General features: G+C 72.1%; 15 protein-coding genes. 6 read left to right on the top strand and 9 right to left on the bottom strand.

Features of this window, described 5'->3' with window-relative positions; translation table 11 throughout:
- Nucleotides 1-51: 51 nt before the first annotated feature.
- Nucleotides 52-840, top strand: coding sequence for an oxidoreductase (locus tag F6W97_RS27165; protein ID WP_155373347.1), 789 nt, complete (start codon nucleotides 52-54; stop codon nucleotides 838-840).
- A gap of 181 nt (nucleotides 841-1,021) precedes the next feature.
- Here F6W97_RS27165 and F6W97_RS27160 read toward each other — a convergent pair whose 3' ends face one another.
- A complete protein-coding gene (locus F6W97_RS27160; protein WP_196279347.1) occupies nucleotides 1,022-2,416 on the bottom strand; it encodes an NAD(P)/FAD-dependent oxidoreductase in 1,395 nt (464 codons plus the stop codon).
- A 391-nt stretch (nucleotides 2,417-2,807) separates the two neighbouring features.
- Here F6W97_RS27160 and F6W97_RS27155 point away from each other — a divergent pair, with 391 nt between their 5' ends.
- Entirely contained in the window at nucleotides 2,808-5,015 is a 2,208-nt protein-coding gene (locus F6W97_RS27155; RefSeq protein WP_155373346.1) for a carbohydrate-binding module family 20 domain-containing protein, read from the top strand.
- Between the two features lie 85 nt (nucleotides 5,016-5,100).
- On the opposite strand, the gene F6W97_RS27150 is transcribed toward F6W97_RS27155, so the two are convergent.
- Both F6W97_RS27150 and F6W97_RS27145 read right to left on the bottom strand, forming a co-directional pair.
- Nucleotides 5,101-7,263: a HelD family protein gene (locus tag F6W97_RS27150; RefSeq protein ID WP_155373345.1), complete on the bottom strand. Its 2,163-nt coding sequence runs from the start codon at nucleotides 7,261-7,263 to the stop codon at nucleotides 5,101-5,103.
- Between the two features lie 117 nt (nucleotides 7,264-7,380).
- Nucleotides 7,381-8,103, bottom strand: a complete 723-nt coding sequence (locus F6W97_RS27145; RefSeq protein WP_230687017.1) for a DedA family protein — start codon at nucleotides 8,101-8,103, stop codon at nucleotides 7,381-7,383.
- A 312-nt stretch (nucleotides 8,104-8,415) separates the two neighbouring features.
- On the opposite strand from F6W97_RS27145, the gene F6W97_RS27140 reads away from it, so the two are divergent.
- The gene (locus F6W97_RS27140) at nucleotides 8,416-9,009 is read left to right on the top strand and encodes a carbonic anhydrase (RefSeq protein WP_155373344.1); all 594 of its coding nucleotides are present in this window, start codon (nucleotides 8,416-8,418) and stop codon (nucleotides 9,007-9,009) included.
- A 230-nt stretch (nucleotides 9,010-9,239) separates the two neighbouring features.
- On the opposite strand, the gene F6W97_RS27135 is transcribed toward F6W97_RS27140, so the two are convergent.
- Nucleotides 9,240-9,566, bottom strand: a complete 327-nt coding sequence (locus tag F6W97_RS27135; RefSeq protein WP_120316310.1) for a hypothetical protein — start codon at nucleotides 9,564-9,566, stop codon at nucleotides 9,240-9,242.
- Nucleotides 9,567-9,801: 235 nt separating this feature from the next.
- On the opposite strand from F6W97_RS27135, the gene F6W97_RS27130 reads away from it, so the two are divergent.
- Both F6W97_RS27130 and F6W97_RS27125 read left to right on the top strand, forming a co-directional pair.
- Nucleotides 9,802-10,296, top strand: a complete 495-nt coding sequence (locus F6W97_RS27130; RefSeq protein WP_155373343.1) for a DUF3145 domain-containing protein — start codon at nucleotides 9,802-9,804, stop codon at nucleotides 10,294-10,296.
- A gap of 89 nt (nucleotides 10,297-10,385) precedes the next feature.
- Nucleotides 10,386-12,083, top strand: a complete 1,698-nt coding sequence (locus F6W97_RS27125) for a glycoside hydrolase family 3 protein (RefSeq protein ID WP_230687016.1) — start codon at nucleotides 10,386-10,388, stop codon at nucleotides 12,081-12,083.
- Nucleotides 12,084-12,183: 100 nt separating this feature from the next.
- On the opposite strand, the gene F6W97_RS27120 is transcribed toward F6W97_RS27125, so the two are convergent.
- The 3 genes from F6W97_RS27120 to F6W97_RS27110 form a co-directional block, all read right to left on the bottom strand.
- On the bottom strand, nucleotides 12,184-13,425 hold the full coding sequence (locus tag F6W97_RS27120; protein ID WP_155373342.1) for an RNA polymerase sigma factor: 1,242 nt from the start codon (nucleotides 13,423-13,425) through the stop codon (nucleotides 12,184-12,186).
- Nucleotides 13,422-13,760 carry a YciI family protein gene (locus tag F6W97_RS27115; protein ID WP_155373341.1) on the bottom strand — a complete coding sequence of 113 codons (339 nt, stop codon included), beginning with the start codon at nucleotides 13,758-13,760 and terminating at the stop codon, nucleotides 13,422-13,424. The genes F6W97_RS27120 and F6W97_RS27115 overlap by 4 nt, the downstream gene beginning before the upstream one ends.
- Nucleotides 13,761-13,915: 155 nt before the next feature.
- The gene (locus F6W97_RS27110; RefSeq protein ID WP_155373340.1) at nucleotides 13,916-14,446 is read right to left on the bottom strand and encodes an XdhC family protein; all 531 of its coding nucleotides are present in this window, start codon (nucleotides 14,444-14,446) and stop codon (nucleotides 13,916-13,918) included.
- 54 nt (nucleotides 14,447-14,500) lie between these two features.
- Here F6W97_RS27110 and F6W97_RS27105 point away from each other — a divergent pair, with 54 nt between their 5' ends.
- On the top strand, nucleotides 14,501-15,046 hold the full coding sequence (locus F6W97_RS27105; protein ID WP_230687015.1) for an AAA family ATPase: 546 nt from the start codon (nucleotides 14,501-14,503) through the stop codon (nucleotides 15,044-15,046).
- A gap of 211 nt (nucleotides 15,047-15,257) precedes the next feature.
- On the opposite strand, the gene F6W97_RS27100 is transcribed toward F6W97_RS27105, so the two are convergent.
- Nucleotides 15,258-17,663: an acyltransferase family protein gene (locus F6W97_RS27100; RefSeq protein ID WP_155373338.1), complete on the bottom strand. Its 2,406-nt coding sequence runs from the start codon at nucleotides 17,661-17,663 to the stop codon at nucleotides 15,258-15,260.
- Entirely contained in the window at nucleotides 17,653-17,880 is a 228-nt protein-coding gene (locus F6W97_RS27095) for a hypothetical protein (RefSeq protein WP_155373337.1), read from the bottom strand. Before F6W97_RS27095 ends, F6W97_RS27100 begins: the two co-directional genes overlap by 11 nt.
- Between the last annotated feature and the right edge of the window lie 95 nt (nucleotides 17,881-17,975).

Here is a 17,975-nt window from a genome sequence, read left to right as displayed (position 1 = left end):
GAGCAGGCCCGGCGCGCGTAGCCTGAACCGGAGCGCGTCGGGGGAGGCGTCATGGATCTGCACCTGGGCGGCAAGGTCGCGGTGGTCACCGGGGCGAGCAAGGGTATCGGCCTGGCGGTGGTGAAGTCGCTGGTCGCCGAGGGCGCGAGCGTCGTCGCCGCGGCCCGCGACACCGCCGGTGAGCTCGCCGAGATCGCGGCGAGCGGCCCGGTGCGCACCGTCGCCGTCGACCTGGCCGACCCGGCCGGTCCGCAGCACCTGATCGACGAGGCGGTGGCCGCCCACGGCGGGCTGGACGTCCTGGTCAACAACGTGGGTGGGGTGAAACCCCGGCTGGGCGGGTTCGTCTCGGTCACCGACGAGGACTGGCTGTGGTCGCTGAACGTCAACCTGCTCTCCGCGATACGCGCCACCCGCGCCGCGCTGCCGCACCTGCTGGCCCGGGGCCGGGGCAGCATCGTGACGGTGAGCTCGATCAACGCGTTCCTGCCCGACCCGGCGATCATCGACTACACCGCGTCGAAGGCCGCGCTGACGAACTTCTCCAAGGCGCTGTCCAAGGAGGTCGGGCCGAAGGGCATCCGGGTCAACACGGTCAGCCCCGGCCCGGTCCGCACCCCGCTGTGGGTGGGCGTCGACGGCGTCGCGAAGTCGTTCGGCATGGCGAGCGGGGTGTCGGCGGAGGAGGTGGCCAAGCAGGTCGCCGCGCAGGCGGTGACCGGCCGGTTCACCGAGGCCGAGGAGGTCGCCGACCTGGTGGTGCTGCTGGCGAGTGCGCGCGCGGGCAACGTGACCGGCGCCGACTTCGTCATCGACGGCGGGCTCATCGCCACGTTGTGAGCCCGACCGGGTGACCGAGGTTTGAAGCGCGGGCTTTCGGGGAAACCGCGTCCGCCGCGCGGCCGCTCCCCTGAGGGCGGGCGCCTCCCGGACGAGAGGCTGCGGACGGCCGTCACCCGCCGGCGGCTCGGTCGATTCGGTCGCACCCCGGATCGACCGTCCGCCGGCGGGCTGACGAAGGTCAGCCGGCCGGTTCGGCCAGTGTGACCTGGGCGGCCTGCGCGATCGGCGCGGTGCGGGCCCTGCCTGCCCGGCCGGACCACAGCACGCGGGCCAGCACGCCCGGCGAGAAGAGCCGCTGCGGCGGGGCCATCAGGTTCGCCACGGCCAGGAACGCGTGACCGACCTCGGGGTGCCGGGCGGCGGCGCGGTGCAGGCGGCCGACGTACCCGTTGAGGAAGTTGACCTTGCCGGTGCGGGCCCCGTCGACCTCGGGGTAGCGCAGGTCCGCGCCGACCGCGATGTCCCACGGCACGTCGATGACCTTCGAGGCGGCGGCGTAGAAGCGCTTGGGCAGGCCGTCGCGGCCCGCACGCAGGCTGTCCCGCAGCACGATCGACTCGACCGCGGCGACCGTCATGCCCTGGCCGTACGCCGGGTTGAAGCTGCACATCGCGTCGGCGACGGCGACGAAGCCCTCGGGCAGCCGGGTCATCCGCTCGTAGCGGCGGCGCACGCTGACCGGCAGCCGCAGGCGCAGCGCCGGACCGGCCGGCTCGCACTTGCTGAGGAGCTGGAACAGCTCGTCACCGGGCAGCTGGCTCGCGAACCCGGCGTAGGCGTCCGGATCGGTCGGCGGGGTGCCCGCCTTGCCGACCCCGACCAGGGTGACCATCCAGCGGTCGCCCTCGACCGGCACCGCGATGCCGCCGAACGGTGTCTGCGGCGACGGGCTGATCACGGCCGCGCTGAAATTCAGCTGGCCGGGCGTACGGCGGTAGGCGCGCGAGACGTAGACCGTGTGCGGGTCCACGTGCTCCTCGGCCGGCTTGTCGAAGCCCAGCTCGGCGAGCCAGGTCGGGCCGCGGTTGCCCCGGCCGGTGGCGTCGACGACCAGGTCGGCGTCGAGCCGCTGCTCGGTGTCGCCGCCGACGGGCAGCACCCGTGCGCCGACGACCCGGCTGCCGTCCGCGGACGCGATCAGGCCGACGGCCTCGTGGCGCGGGTGCAGCGTGATGCCGGGCAGTTCGGCCAGGCGGCGGCGCACGTACGCCTCCAGGGCGACCCGGGTGACGCCCAGGCCCTGCAGGCCGGTGGCCTTCGGAGCGAGCCGGTGGCCGTCGTTGATCCAGACGACGTCGTGCTGCACGTCAAGGGGCACGGCTCCGGCCGCGGCCATGTCGGCGGCGAACCCGGGGAACAGCTCCTCCAGCACCTGGCGGCCGCGGGCGAGCAGGCCGTGCGTGTGATCGCCCTGCGGCACCCCCTTGCGGCCGGTGACGCCGTCGGTGGGCAGCGCGTCGCGGTCGAAGATGGTGACCTTCGCGTACGACTCGCTCAGCACGCGGGCAGCCAGCAGGCCGCCGATGCTGGCGCCGAGCACGATCGCGTGCCCGGACTTTTCCTTGGCAGACAAGGTTTTCTCCGTCTCGGTGTGAGGTGTGCACACACCGTAAGAAGGGACGACACAATCATGAAACCGAATATGCGGTCCAGTAGATGACACTGTGTGCCCGCTCACGCGCATAGCGTGGGAGCTGTCAGGAGATTGACGGTGCGCGGCTGGAAGAATCTTTGAAAGATATTTCAAGGCGATGTGCGCGGCCGCCGGTCCCGGCGTGCGCCGATGTGGTTCAGGGGTGACCGACTGCCGGTCGTCGGTGCAAATGGAACCCCCACCAGCTCTGATTTGTACGGTAAATCCGGCGCATAGACGCTCTTCACGCCGTGTCAACGCGGGGCTAACATCCTTGAAACTTGCGCAAGAGTTTCCATCCCCCGCCCCTCCCTGACCCAGGAGGAGACTCGTGTCCACCCGCACCCGCCCCCTAGCCGCAGCCCTCGCCTCGGTGCTGCTGGCCGCCGCGCTCTCCGCGGTCGTGCTCCTGCGACCCGCCGCCCCCGACCTCGTCCCGGCCAAGGCAGACGCCAACCCGGGCAACCGCGACGTCATCGTGCACCTGTTCCAGTGGCCCTGGGCCTCGGTCGCCAACGAGTGCACGAACGTGCTCGGCCCGAAGGGCTTCGGCGCCGTGCAGGTCTCCCCGCCGCAGGAGCACGTGGTGCTCAGCGGCCAGGCCTACCCCTGGTGGCAGGACTACCAGCCGGTCAGCTACCAGCTCGTCAGCCGCCGCGGCGACCGCGCCGCCTTCGCGAACATGGTCACCGCCTGCCACAACGCGGGCGTGAAGATCTATGTGGACGCGGTGGTCAACCACATGGCCGGCGGCGCGTCCAGCGGCACCGGCTCGGCCGGCTCGACGTACTCGCACTACAGCTACCCCGGCGTCTACCAGAACCAGGACTTCCACCACTGCGGCCGCAACGGCAACGACGACATCGTGGCCTGGGGCGACCGGTGGGAGGTGCAGAACTGCGAGCTGGTCGACCTGTCCGACCTGGCCACCGAGTCCGCCTACGTGCGCGGCAAGGTCACCGCCTACCTCAACGACCTGGTCACGCTGGGCGTGGACGGGTTCCGGGTCGACGCGGCCAAGCACATGCCCGTCGCCGACCTGCAGGCGATCCTGGGCGGCGTCAGCGGCTCGCCGTACGTCTTCCATGAGGTGATCGAGGACAGCGCGTTCCCGCCGGGGGAGTACGCCGGGATCGGCGACGTCACCGAGTTCCGCTACGGCGACGTCGTCGGCAACGCGTTCCGCGACGCGAACCTGTCGAATCTGAACAACCTCACCTCGCAGATGGCTTTGTCCAGCGGCGACGCGGTCAACTTCATCGACAACCACGACACGCAGCGCAACGGCCGCGCCCGGCTCACCTACAAGAACGGGCAGACCCACGCGCTCGCCGCGGCGTTCAGCCTGGTCTACCCGTACGGCACGCCGCAGCTGATGAGCAGCTTCACGTTCAGCAACAACGAGGCCGGGCCGCCCGCGAGCAACGGCGTCACCAGCCAGGTCAGCTGCGGCTCGGGCTGGGAGTGCGAGCACCGCAAGACCGTGGTCGCCAACCTCGTCGGCTTCCACAACGCGGTCAACGGCACCGGCGTCACCAACTGGACCTCGCCGTCGGCGTCGCGGATCGCTTTCGGCCGCGGCAGCGTCGGCTTCGCCGCGTTCAACCGCGACGGCGCGGCCTGGAGCACCACGTTCAGCACCGGGCTGCCCGCGGGTGTGTACTGCAACGTGGCCACCGGCGACTTCGCCGCGGGGGTCTGCACCGGCAGCACCGTCACCGTGAACGGCTCCGGCCAGGCCACCGTCACCGTCGCGGCCAACGCCGCACTGGCGATCTACACCGGCGCGCTGGTCGGCAACCCGCCGTCCCCGACGGGCACCCCGTCGCCGACGCCCAGCGGCACCGCCTGTACCACCGTCGCGGTCACCCTGGCGTCCAACACCACCACGACCAGCGGCCAGAACGTCTTCGTCGCCGGCAGCGTCACCCAGCTCGGCTCCTGGAACACGGCCAACGCGGTGGCCATGTCCGGCACGGCGTACCCGGTCTGGCGGGTGACCGTGAACCTGCCGGCGGGCACGGCGTTCGAGTACAAGTACATCAAGAAGGACGCCGCCGGCGCGGTCACCTGGGAGAGCATCGCCAACCGCAGCCGTACCGTGCCGACCGGCGTCTGCGCCGTGACCTACGCCGAGACCTGGAACGTGCCCGGCGGCACGACCCCGTCGCCCAGCGCCTCCCCGACGACCTCCCCGTCGCCGTCGCCCTCGCCGAGCCCGTCGCCCACCGGCTCGACCTGCGCCTCCATCGCGGCGGCATTCTCGGTCAACGCGACCACGACCTGGGGCCAGAACGTCTACGTGATCGGCTCGCTGCCCGCCCTCGGCAGCTGGAACACCGCGAACGCCGTGCCCCTGTCCAGCGCGACCTACCCGGTCTGGACCGCCACCATCACCCTGCCCACCAACACGACCTTCACCTACAAGTACATAAAGAAGGACGCCTCCGGCACCATCACCTGGGAAAGCGACCCCAACCGCACCCGCACCACCCCCACCACCCCCTGCACCGCCACCTACCCCGACACCTGGCGCTAGCCGGCCTGCGGCAACTCTTAAAGACTCGCGCCCTCAGGAACCTCCTGAGGGCGCGAGTCTTCAAGAGTTGCGGAAAGAGAGGGGGTCAGCGCCAGGGGCGGGTGGTGAGGGTGGTGAGGCGTTGGGTGGCGCGGGAGAGGGCCACGTAGAGGGTGCGGCGGCCGGCGTCGGTGCCGCCGTCGATGAGGCCGGGTTCGACGAGGACCACGGCGTCGTACTCCATGCCCTTGGCGGCGAGGGCGGTGACGACGCGCAGGCGCTCGGTGTCCCACTCGGACAGGCGGGCGGTGATGCGGTCGCGGATGCGGGCGTCGGGGGTGATGACGCCTACAGTGCCCTCGACCTCGCCGAGCAGCGCCGCGACGGCGTCGCGGACCGCGTCGTCCAGGTCGGCCCGGTCCACGATCCGGTGCACCGGGTTGACGCCGGTGGTGCGTACCGCCGTGGGCAGGGGCAGGTCCGGGGACACCTTCCGGATCACCTCGGCGGCGACCTCGAAGATCTCCGTCGAGTTGCGGTAGTTCGTGGTGAGCTGGTGCGGGTAGCGCTTGCGGCCGCCGAGGGCCTCGTCGCGGGCGCGGGCCACCTCGCCCGCGCTGCCGATCCACGCCGACTGCGCCGGGTCGCCGACCACGGTCCAGCTGGCCGCGTGCCCGCGCCGCCCGATCATGCGCCACTGCATGGGCGTGACGTCCTGCGCCTCGTCCACCACCACGTGGGCGTAGTCGCGGTAGTCGTTCTCCCGCGGGGCGGCCGCCTGGGCTGCTCGCGAACGCTCGTACGAGGTCGCCACCTCGCGCACCCCGCCCACCGTGTACGCCTCGCGCCGGCGTACCCGGGGCTTGGGCTTGTCGCCGAGCAGTTCCTGCAGCTCGTCGAGCAGCGGCACGTCGTCGATGCTGGGGCCCTGCTCGCGCAGCGGCGCCAGGGCCCGGACCAGGGTGCGCTGCTCCTCGTTCGACAGCGTGCCCTCGGCGTGGCGGCGCAGCCGCTGCGGGTCCGCCAGCCAGCCCAGCACCTGCACCGGGCGCACCAGCGGCCACCAGGCCTTGAGGAAGTCGCGGAAACCCTCGTGCTCGGTCAGCTCCTCGTCGAAGCGGGCCTGCTCCAGCTGCGGCTGCTTGGCCTTCATCTGCTCCCAGAGCAGGTCCAGCACCGCGCCGAACGCCTTGGCGCGGATCTCATTGCGCCGGTTGCCGCGCCCGATCCGCCGCCGGATCTCCTCGCCTTGGCGCCAGCTCAGCTCCAGCCACTCGCCGCGGTAGCGCAGCCGCAGGCCGTCGGGGCAGCCGGGCGGGGCGTCCTCGGACGCTCGGCGCAGCACCCGCCGCATCCGGGTCGAGCCCTTGACCGCCCGGACCACGGCCGTCTCCTCGCGGGTGGCGCTGAACCCGGGCACGAGCTGGCCGAGCGACTTCAGCGTCGCGGTGTCCTCGCCGAGCGAGGGCAGCACCGTCTCGATGTACTCGACGAACACCGGGGACGGGCCGACGATCAGCACGCCGCCGCCGGCGAACCGGGACCGGTCGGAGTACAGCAGGTACGCCGCCCGGTGCAGGGCCACCGCGGTCTTGCCGGTGCCGGGGCCGCCCTCGACCACGGTCACCCCGGACGCGGGCGAGCGGATCGCCAGGTCCTGCTCGTGCTGGATGGTCGCCACGATGTCGCGCATGCCGGTGCCCTTGGCCCGGCTCAGCGCCGCCAGCAGCGCGCCGTCACCGACCACGCGCATGCCCTCGGGTGCGGCCGACGGGTCGAGCAGGTCGTCCTCCAGGCCGGTGACCTTCTCGCCGAACGAGGAGATCATGCGGCGGCGGATCACCCCCAGCGGCTGCGCTGCGGTGGCCCGGTAGAAGGCCGCCGCGGCCGGCGCGCGCCAGTCGATGAGCAGCGGCTCCGCTGTCTCGGTACGCACCCCCAGGCGGCCGATGTAGCGGGGGCGCTCGTCCCAGCCCGCCGCCTCCGGGTCGGCCGCGGCCTCGTCCGGCTCGATACGGCTGGGGTGCATGTCCAGGCGGCCGAAGACCAGGCCCTCATGCTCGCTGTCGAAGGCCTGCCGGCGCCGCGCGGCGTGGAACACCATCGCGTCGCGCTCGACCAGGGACCCGTACGTGCCGACCCGGGCGAGTTGATAGCCGTCGGCCTCGGCCTTCGCGGCGTCGGCGCGCAGTCGGGCCAGCCGCACGTAGACACGGTCCACGTGCTGCTGCTCGATGGCGATCTCGTCGTGCAGGGTGTTGTCAGACATGCGTCTCCCGGGCCGGGTATGGCGGCGATGGTGCCCCGATAGGGTACGGGCTGCCCCCGACCGGAAGATCGTTCACCGGGCCGATGTGACGCGCGGCCCCACCGGATAGGCTGGAACTCAGCCGACCCGCTCCTCGACCGAAGGCTTCGCGGCGCCCGTCGCCGCACTGTCGGTGGGGTGGTCGATCTCGTCGGCGCCGAGCACGGCGACCGTCTCGTCCGCGGCGGCTGCGGCCAGCGACTTCTTCGCCCGGTGCTTGAACCACCAGGTGGTGCCCAGGCCGAAGACAACGGCCAGGGCCAGCGCCGCCCAGGAGAAGCGCTTCAGCCAGGCCTCGGCCACCGCGCCCAGGGCGTAGATGGCGAACGTGGTGCCGAACGCCCACACCAGCCCGCCACCCGCGTTGGCCAGCAGGAACTTGCGGTACGGCACCTTCAGCGCGCCGGCCATCGGCCCGGCCAGGATGCGCAGCAGGGCGATGAAGCGGCCGAAGAAGACCGCCCAGGTGCCCCAGCGCCCGAACATCGCCTCGGCCCGCACGATCTGCTCCGGGCCCAGGTGCTTCGGGAACCGGCGGCCCAGGCGCTCCAGCAGCGGGCGTCCGCCGCGCTTGCCGACCGCGTATCCAATGGAGTCGCCGACGATCGCGCCGATCGCGGCGGCGGCGGCCACGCCCCACGGGGAGATGTGATCCGTGGTGGCGGCCAGCAGGGATGCGCTGACCAGCACGATCTCGCCGGGCAGCGGGATGCCCATGCTCTCGGTCCCGATGACCAGGCCGACGAGGAGGTAGATGGCGAACGCGGGGAGCGTCTCCAGCCATGTTCCGACGAACTCCACCGGCCACCCCTTTCGCGAGCACCATCGCCCGCAGTGACCGCACGGGACGCTCGAAAGATACCCGACGCCGCACCCCGCTGCACCCGGCTGAAGCCCCTAAGGGACCACCGGAGTTGTCGGATCACGGCCTCACCCGGCGGCGTGGCGCGGATCCCGCGAGGCCGGGTCGACCGGGCGGCTCGGCGGGTCCGCCCGCTCCGGTCGTGAGAAGGGTCGCACTACTTCCGAGTAACCTTCCCGTGGCGGCCTATCACCAGCGATTCTGAACCCATGACGCAGTCGAGGACCGCGCCGTCGGATTCTGATGTGACCATGACCGGCAACCGTCGAGGGCCCGCAGAGGCGCTGGCCGACCTGATGGCGGGCAACCGCCGCTTCGCAGCCGGACGTCCCCGATACGGCCACCATGTCGGCGAGGCGGCCGCCCAGTCCAGCAGCCAGGAGCCGTACGCCGTCGTGCTGGGCTGCATCGACTCGCGGGTGCCGCTGGAGGCCGTGTTCGACCAGAACTTCGGCGACATGTGCGTGGTCCGCTCCGGCGCCCACGTGCTGGACCGTTCGGTGGTGGGCTCGGTCGAGTTCGCCGTCTCGGAGCTGCACGCCTCGCTGGTGATGGTGCTCGGGCACGAGCGCTGCGGGGCCGTCGCCGCGACCGTCGACGGGCTGCGCACCGGCAGCCGCCCCGACGGGTTCATGGGATACCTGGTGGACCAGATCGCACCCGCGGTGACCGAGGTCGGCCTGCAGGACCCGCAGGTCAACGCGAAGGCGCTGCGCCGCCACGTCGAGCGCACCGTCGAGCAGCTCCGCCTGGCCGACCGGCTCGCCGCCGCCGCCGCGGCCGGCCGCGTCCAGATCGTCGGCGCCGTCTACGACCTCGACACCGGCGTCGTCGACCTCCTCTGACCCCACCCCACCCCGCCCGACCCGGGCCCGGCGCGGCCCGCGCGGCCACCGCCCTTCACCCACCTGGCACAACTCTTAAAGACTTGCGGCCTCAGAGCATCTCTGAGGCCGCAAGTCTTTAAGAGTTGCCGCACGTTGGCCGGCACGCCGGGCGTGGCGCGTCAGGGTGGGGGGCATGGCTGAGGCCCCGGCCGCGGAGCGGACGGGGCCTCAGTGCGAGACAGAGGGGCTCAGCCCTCGAAGATGCCGGCCTCGGCCAGGCGCTTCTCGGTGGCGTCCCACCCGTGACCGGGGTGGGTGCTGTTGAGAGCGACCAGCTCGGCACGGATCTTGGCGGCGTGGCCGGCGCCCGCGAGCACGCGGATCTCCTCGACGAAAGCGTCCGAGGTGGTGCTCAGGTGCACGGTCTTGCCGTTGGTGAGGTTCCGCACGTAGGCGTGCTTGCCGTTGTTCAGCGGAATGATGTACTTGAACTCACCGAGCACGCTCAGCGCGCCACCCTTGGCCTCACCGGCCCGGACAGACGCGCGCGCGGTCTTGGAGGTGTTGCTCGCCACGACGTACTCCTTGAAAGTCTGGTTGACTTAGGAACTCTACACGACCCCTGAGCAGACCCTGATCGGCGTCGCCTTCCGGTGTGACGGACACGTCGTCGCGGGCCGGTCGGACAATTCATCCGGCGAGTTTCGCGATTCTCTGGCGCCACATCCGCCCCAGACGTCATCATGGGTGAGATCGTCCGCGTCGCCAGGCCGTAGGGGAAGACGAGCCTGTCCGTCTCGGGAGGTCACCGTGCCCACGCGTGGCGTCGTACACGTCCACTCGAGCCCGCTTGCCGTGTGTCCTCACGTCGAGTGGGCAATTTCGCGCGCCCTGAAAAGCGGCGCGGCAAACCTGCACTGGACGGTGCAGCCGCTCGAACCGAGCGCCCGCCGCGCCGAGTGCGACTGGTCCGGCCGGCCCGGCACCGCGGCGGAGATCGCGGCTGAGCTGCGCCAGTGGCCGATGCTGCGCTTCGAGATCACCGAGGAGCCCAGCCCCGGTGTCGACGGTGAGCGGTTCATGCATGTGCCCGGCCGGGGCCTGTTCCGGGCCGCGATGGGCGCGGCCGGCGACATCCAGCTCGGTGAGGACCGGCTGCGCGCGCTGATCACGGGCAGCCGCAGCCCGGAGGCGCTGGCGCATGCCCTCGACATGGCGATGGGCACCCCCTGGGACGCCGAGCTCGAGCCGTATCGCTACGCCGCCGAAGGTGCGCCGGTGACCCTGCTGACCAGGGCCGGGTAGCCCGAGCGTGGGTGGCCTGATCGGCCGTAAGGAGGAGGCGGGCGCGTGTAACGGTTGACCCCGCCCCGTACGGCTGGTGGGATACCCGCGTGACCTCGTCAACGCAGAAGTGGTTCCGCGGGCTCGGCTCTGTCGTGTCCGGGCTGTGCACGGTGGCGGTCGTGGCAAGTGCGTGCGGCACGGCGCCCGACAACGGGGGAACACTGCCGATGCAGGATCCGGCCGACGCCTCCGCCAAGGTCGCCGGGATCATCAAGAAGATGTCCGACGCGGACCTCGCCGGCCAGGTGCTGATGCCGTTCGCCTACGGGCGTTCGGCCACCGACGTCTCCGCCGGCACCGCGGCGGGCAACAAGGCGCTGGCGGGTGTGGACACCCCCGCGCAGATGGTCGAGAAGTACCGGCTCGGCGGCATGATCCTGATCGGGTTCGGCGGCAACGACCCGACCGCGGCCAACCAGCCGGTGAACAACGTGCAGTCCCCGGAGCAGGTGCGGGCGCTGACCGGCGGTCTGCAGGCCGCCGCCGCCCGGCTGCCCGCCGACGTGCCGCTGCTGATCGGCATGGACCAGGAGTTCGGCGTGGTCACCCGGCTCACCACCGGGGTGACGGTGCTGCCCAGCGCGATGACGTTCGGGGCGGCCGCCGACCCGAAGCTGACCGAGGTGGCCTGGCGCGCGGCCGGCCTGGAACTGGCCGCGGTGGGCGTGAACGTGAACTTCGCGCCGGTCGCCGACGTGCTCGGCCCGGCGGGCAGCAACGTGATCGGCTCCCGGTCGTACGGGTCGGACCCGCGCGCGGCCGGTGAGCAGGTCGTCGCCGCGGTCAAGGGCATGCGGGCGGGCGGCGTCGCCGCGACGCTCAAGCACTTCCCGGGACACGGTCACACCGCCGCGGACAGCCACACCGAGCTGCCGGTCGTGAACCAGTCCCGGCAGCTGCTCGACACCGACGACCTGGCCACCTTCAAGGCCGGCATCAAGGCCGGGGCGCCGCTCATCATGTCCGGGCACCTGGACGTGCAGGCCGTCGACCCGGGCGTGGCGGCGACGTTCTCCAAGAAGGTGCTCACCGACCTGCTCCGCACCGAGCTGGGCTTCCAGGGTGTCGTGGTGACCGACGGCATGAACATGGCGCCGGCGATGAAGGCGCCGCCGGGCGAGGCGGCCGTGAAGGCACTGCTGGCCGGCAACGACCTGATCCTCATGCCGCCGAACGTGGGCCAGGCGCACGCCGGCATCGTCGACGCGGTGAAGGCAGGCACCCTGCCGCGGGCACGGCTGGTCGAGGCCGTCAGCCGGATCCTGTCCCTCAAGCTGGGCTTCGGCCAGGCGGCGGCGCCCGCGCTGTCCACCGTGGGCACCCACCAGTCCGACGTCGCCCCGCTCGCCGCGGCCGCGGTCACGCTGCTGCGCGGCACGTGCGGCAAGCCGCTGGTGACCGGGCCGGTGCGGGTGACCACCTCGGCGGGCCGCGACAAGGCCCGCACCCGGCTGACCGAGGCGCTCCAGAAGGCCGGGGCGACGGTCGTCGAGACCGGCGGCAGCGTCGTGCACCTCGTCGGGTACGGCGACACCGCCGACGACCTGGCCGCGGGCGCGGCGGTCACCGTCCACATGGACGTGCCCACGCTGCTGGCCAAGTCGACGTCGAAGGTGCTGGTGGCGACGTACTCCTCCAGTGACCTGTCCATGGACGGGCTGGCCGCGGTGCTGACCGGCAAGGCCAAGCCGAGCGGGCGCTCGCCGGTCGAGGTCACCGGCCTGCCGCGTACCACCTGCGCCTGATCCGCCGAGACGCCCGCTGCGCCCCCCGTGGCCGCAGCGGGCGTCTCGCTGTGCGGCAATCGCGCCACCAGGCACGAGCCGCGGCCGGCCGCGTCCTCGGCTAGCCGGCCTGGACTTCGTCGGCGCGGTCGAGCAGCGCGCGCCGCTCGGACGCGCCATGGGCGCGCTCGGCCGCCGTGCGGAACAGGGCGGCGGCGTGTACCCGGTCGCCGGCCCGGGCCGTGAGGTCCGCCTCCGCGGCGGTGGCCAGCGGATAGTCGTCGAGCGCGCCGCTCGCGCGGGCTTTGGCGAGCAGGTCGAGTCCGGCCGCGGGTCCGTAGGCGTAGCCGTGCGCGACCGCCCGGTTGAGTTCGATGACGGGACTCGGCTGCAGCTCGGCGAGCCGGTCGTAGCAGTCCGCGATCCGGGGCCAGTCGGTGTCCTCGACGGACGGGGCGGTGGCGTGGCAGGCCGCGATCTGCGCCTGCAGCGCGTACGGCCCGGCCTGCGGCAGCTCGGACTCCGGCAGTTCGGAGAGGATGCCGACGGCTTCGCCGATCGCGGCGTGGTCCCAGCGTGATCGGTCCTGCCGGTCCAGCGGGACCAGATCGCCGGCCGCGTCGCGACGGGTGTGCCGCCGCGAGTGCTGCAGCAGGAACAACGCGAGCAGGGCAGCGGCCTCGGCCTGGTCCGGCATGAGCCGGGCGAGCAGCCGGGTCAGCCGGATCGCCTCGTCGGCGAACGCGGGCTCCCCGTCGGCGTTGTAGCCGTGCGTGAACAGCAGGTACAGCACGGCCAGCACGCCGGGCAGCCGCTGCGCCAGGGCCGGGCCGGTCGGCACCCGATACGGGATGCGGGCTTCGGTGATCTTGGTTTTGGCCCTGGTCAGCCGCCGGGTCATGGTGGACTCGCTGACCAGGAACGCCCGCGCGATGTCGGCGGTCGCGACCGCGCAGATGGTGCGCAGCGTCAGCGCCACCCGGGCCTCCAGCGGCAGCGCCGGATGGCAGCAGGTGAAGATCAGCCGCAGCCGGTCGTCCACGATCTCCTCCGGCTCCGGTTCGGCGGTGGCCGCGGTCAGCGCCAGCACGGCCAGGTCACGCAGCTTGCGGCGTTCGACGGTGCCGCGCCGGAGCACGTCGAGGGCACGGTTGCGGGCCACCGTCATCAGCCAGCCGCCCGGGTTGTCCGGCACGCCGTCGGCCGGCCAGCGGTCGAGCGCCAGCGCCAGCGCCTCCTGGGCGCAGTCCTCGGCCAGCGTCCAGTCGCCGGTGATCCGGATCAGGGCGGCCACGATGCGCTGGTACGCCTCGGTGGCCGCGGCCGCGGCGGCCTGCGCCGCCGCGGCCCGTGCGTCGGTCAAGACCGATCCCAGTCGGCCTGCGGCCGGATCTCGATGCGGCCGTTGCGGGCCATCGGGTGCGCGCGGGCGACCTCGATCGCCTCGTCGAGATCGGCGCACTCCAGCAGGTCGAAGCCCACGATCAGCTCCTTGGTCTCGGCGAACGGCCCGTCCGAGATCATGGTCTGCCCGTTGCGCACGCGCACGGTCGTCGCCGTCGACTTCGGCGCGAGTCCCATACCCATCAGCCGCTGCCCGCTGGCGTCGTGCTTGTCCACCCAGCCGTCGACGTCGGGTTCGGGCGTGGGGTCGGTGTCCGGCTCGGTGTCGGTGCAGACGAACATCAGATACTTCATCGCGTTGCTCTCCTTGTTCGAGGTTCACCGCAGTGACGAACGGCAGACCACGTTCCGGACAGCCCCCGCAAGAAAAGTTCGAAGGAAGGGCACCTTCCCATCGCTATGCGTAGAGGAAGGTGCCCTTCTTAACATCGTGCGAGCTTTTCCGCAGGTCAGAAGGCGAAGCCGCCGGGGCGGTCGTTGCGGTCGGCGATCAGCCCGGCCAGCGTCGCGACGGCGATCTCCGCGGGCGTACGCGAGCCGATGTTCAACCCGATCGGCCGGTGCACCCGCGCCACCGCCGCCTCGTCCACCCCGCGCTCGCGCAGCGCCGCCACATGCGGGGCGGTGTGCCGGAGGCTGCCCATCACGCCGATCCAGCGGGCCCGGGTCTGCAGCGCCGCGTCCAGCACCGCGCCGAGCTCGGGCCGGTCGTGGTCGGTGACCACCACGTCGACGTCGCCGTCGGCGAACGAAGGGTCGACGGTGCTGGCCAGCCGCAGGTTCTCGGGCCGGGACACGGACTCGATCCGGTGCAGGTCGGGCTCGACCAGCACGGTGCGGTAGCCCAGGTCGCGCGCGAAGTGCAGCAGGTGCTCGGCGACCGGGGACGCGAACACGGCGACCAGGGTGCGCGTGCCGTCCTGGACGGGCGGGGTGCCATGGGCCGCCGCGCATGCCGGATCCGTGTGCTGATGTGCCACCCGCCCAGCCTAGTACTGTGGCGTCCGTTTCCGGCGGCAGCGGGGGAGAGCACAGTGGCGGTGATCGTGGTGACGGGCATCCAGGCCGCGGGCAAGTCGACGGTGGCCCAGGGCCTCGCCGAGCGGCTGGAGCGCTCGGTGCACCTGCGCGGCGACCTGTTCCGGCGGATGGTGGTCAACGGCCGGGTGGACATGGGGCCGGCGGATCCGCCCGCCGAGGCGCTGCGCCAGCTGCGGCTGCGGTACGCGCTGGCGGCGACGGTCGCCGACGGGTACGCCGAGGCCGGGTTCGACGTCGTGCTGCAGGACATCGTGCTGGGCGAGGATCTGACCGAGATGCTGGCGGCGATCCGGCACCGGCCGCTGTACGCGGTGGTGCTCGCGCCGCGGGCGGATGCCGTGCAGGCCCGCGACGACGAGCGCCGCGCACGGCGCGGCAAGGTCGCGTACAAGCCGGGTGACGAGGGCGTCGCCGACCTCGACCGCTACCTGCGCGAACACACCCCCCGCGTCGGCCTGTGGCTGGACACCTCCGAGCAGACCGCCGACCAGACCGTCGACGAGGTCCTCTCCCGCGTCTGGACCGAAGGCCACGTCTGACCACAGGCCGAGTCTGACCGCAGCTCACCTCTGGCCACAGCTCGCCTCTGACCACAGCTCGCGTCTGACCGCAGGTCAAGCCATGCGCGAAGTTAAGAAGGGCACCTTCCTATACGCATAGCGATAAGAAGGTGCCCTTCCTTCGCCTCTGGCGCTCTGCGGGCGCGAAGCGGGCGCGAGGCGGTGCGCGGCGACGCGGCTGCTATGCGCGTCAGGGGACGGGGGCGGTGGCGCGGATGGTGCGGGCGGTGATGGTGGACATGACCATCGTCTGGTCGAGTTCGGGGGCCGGGGCGATGACGGCTACGACCTCCGGGTGGTGGCGGCCGACGCGGGGGCGGGCCCGGCGACGGCGGCGGGGCAGGTCCTCGACCCAGCCGAGCAGCCAGCAGGCGCCGGCGATGAAGACGCACGACAGCGCGAGTTTGATCGCGATGAGCAGCGGCTCGTTGTCCAGCGCCCAGATCCTGGCCTTGCCGAGGATGAAGATGGTCGTCAGCACCGCGAGCTGGTGCCACAGGAACATGGTCAGCGAGCGGCCGCTGATCCACTCGACGAGGCGGCGGAACCGCCGGCGGGCCGACAGCCAGGCCAGCTCCGGGTCCCAGTGCAGCAGCGGCACCACGAACGCGGCGCACCACAGCACCTGGCCGACGGGACTGGCCTGGAGCAGCCCGCCCGCGGGTGGGAAGGCGTTCAGCCAGCCCAGCGCCGCGCCGACCATGACGATGGACAGGATCAGCACCACCTTGCGGTTCGCGCGCTGCAGGCGCCCGCTGGCGTGCCAGTAGCCGAGCACCCAGCACGGGGCGTAGATGCCGAGCATCTCGGTGACGTCGGCCAGCCACGAGCTGAAGCCGATGAGCGGCGACACGGCCAGCAGCGTCAGCGGCGCGAGGGCGGTCAGCAGCGGGCGGCGGCGGTAGCAGGCCCACAGCAGCGGGGCCAGCAGCGTCAGCCACAGGTAGGTGCGGATGTACCAGAGCACACCCGTGATCGGCACGCCCCAGTCGTTGCCCGGCGGGTCCGACAGCGGGAACACCCAGGCCAGCACCGCGGTCTCGTTGAACGGCCGGGCGTCGGCGCCGTCCCAGCCCATCACCCACATCAGCGGTACGAGCACCAGCCCCGCCGCCCACACCGCGGGCATGACCCGGCGGAACCGGCTCCACACGGCGATCTCGGGCCGGTCCTTGGCCTTCATCATGGACCGCGCCATCAGCGACCCGGCCAGCGCGAACATGACGCCCATGGACGGCAGCGCGAAGCCGAGCCAGACGAAGCCGGTGGCGTGGAACGCCACGACGCGGGCCATCGCCAGCGCCCGCAGCAGGTCGAGGAAGAACGAGCGTCCCTCGCGGGGCGCGGGCACCGGCTCGGCGGTTCTCGGGGCCGCCGCCTCCTTGGCCTCGTTTCGGGTCTGCCAGGACTTGTGCCGCAGGTTGGCCAGCCCGGCGAGCACCGCCGGCCCGACCACGACCAGCTGGAAGACGTACAGCGCCGGGGTGAGCAGCAGCCAGGTGCTGAGCCGTTCACCCAACGGCACGCCGCGCCGGTCGAACAGGTACACGGTGGTCTGCGCGTACAGGAACGCCACCCACAGGCCGACGCCCACCCACGGCACCCGCCACTGCGCGAACGGGAACACCATCAGCGCGCCCATGATGAAGATCGGGGCCAGGCACATCAGCGCGAAGTCGAACGTGCGCAGCCAGAACGACCACCCGGTCAGGTAGCGGATGTCCAGCGCGGTGACCCGGTAGTAGTCCCGCGCCCAGCGGATGCGCTGCCGGAACAGGTCGGGCGCGTTGTCGGGCACGGCGGTGTGCACGATCGCGTCGGCGACCGCCGCGGTGGTGCCGCGCCGCTGCGCGAAGTGGGTCAGGTGCCGGTCGTCGGCGACGCCCCGGCGCAGGTACTCGGTGAGGTTGTCCATCACCACGGCCGAGCGCCACACCGCCAGCGCGCCGGAGGCGGTGAAGATGTCGCCGGTGGCCGACAGGCCGTCCCGGATCACCAGGCAGCTGTGCAGGTAGTGCAGGTCGGTGACCTTGGTGATGAGGTTCTCGGCGCGGTTCATGGCGTACACCACGCCGGTCACGCCCTGGATCTTCGGGTCGGCGAAGCGGCGCAGGCAGCGCTCCACGGCGTGCCGGTCGACCACGGAGTCGCTGTCGACGGTCACCACGAAGTCGAAGTCGGCCAGCTCGGCGACCAGCGCGGTGGCCTGCGCGTGGTGCTTGCCGCCGTTCTCCCGCTGGTGCCAGACGACCCGGGCGTGCTGGAACGGCGGCAGCTCGGAGGCCGAACCGTCGTCGACGACGTGGATGACATCCGGCACGACCGTGCCGTTGAGCAGGCTGCGCACGGTGTCGTGCAGCATCTCCGGGTCCTCGTTGTACGCCGGCACCACCGCGATGATGCGCCCTTCCGGCAGCGGCTGCTCCCGGTGGCGGCGCAGCAGCCCGGCGAGCAGGATGCCCAGCGAGTAGAGCAGCACCACCAGCGACAGCACCCGCTCGGCGGAGTCGACGCCGACGAACTCGACGTACGCCACGATGACGGCGACGCAGACCAGCGCGGCGACCAGCCGCGCCCAGCGATTGTCAGAGCGCATCGGAGCGCCACCCGCCGTCCGGGCGGGCGCGGTGCCGGCCGCGCGGGCGCGGGATGCGGCCCGCGAACCGCTCCTGCCGGCCGGACATGCGCAGCAGCACGATGCCGACCAGGATCGCGGTCAGCGCCGCGGAGACGACTTTGAGAACCACGCCGGGCGCGAGCAGCATGCTCACTCCCGTCACGGGCAGGATGTGCTGGCTTGAGCCGAAGGCCATCGAGGGCTCCCCTGTGAACGCGCCGGGGGATGGCGCGCAGCGGACGTCCGTCCGGATCGGACGAAGTGATCCGGAGTGGACCGGAAATCTAACGG

It is taken from the genome of Catellatospora vulcania (genome assembly GCF_009720385.1).
Taxonomy (GTDB): Bacteria; Actinomycetota; Actinomycetes; order Mycobacteriales; family Micromonosporaceae; genus Catellatospora; species Catellatospora vulcania.
Note: the sequence above shows the minus strand (reverse complement) of the source record. Positions and strands in the feature narration are given on the sequence as shown.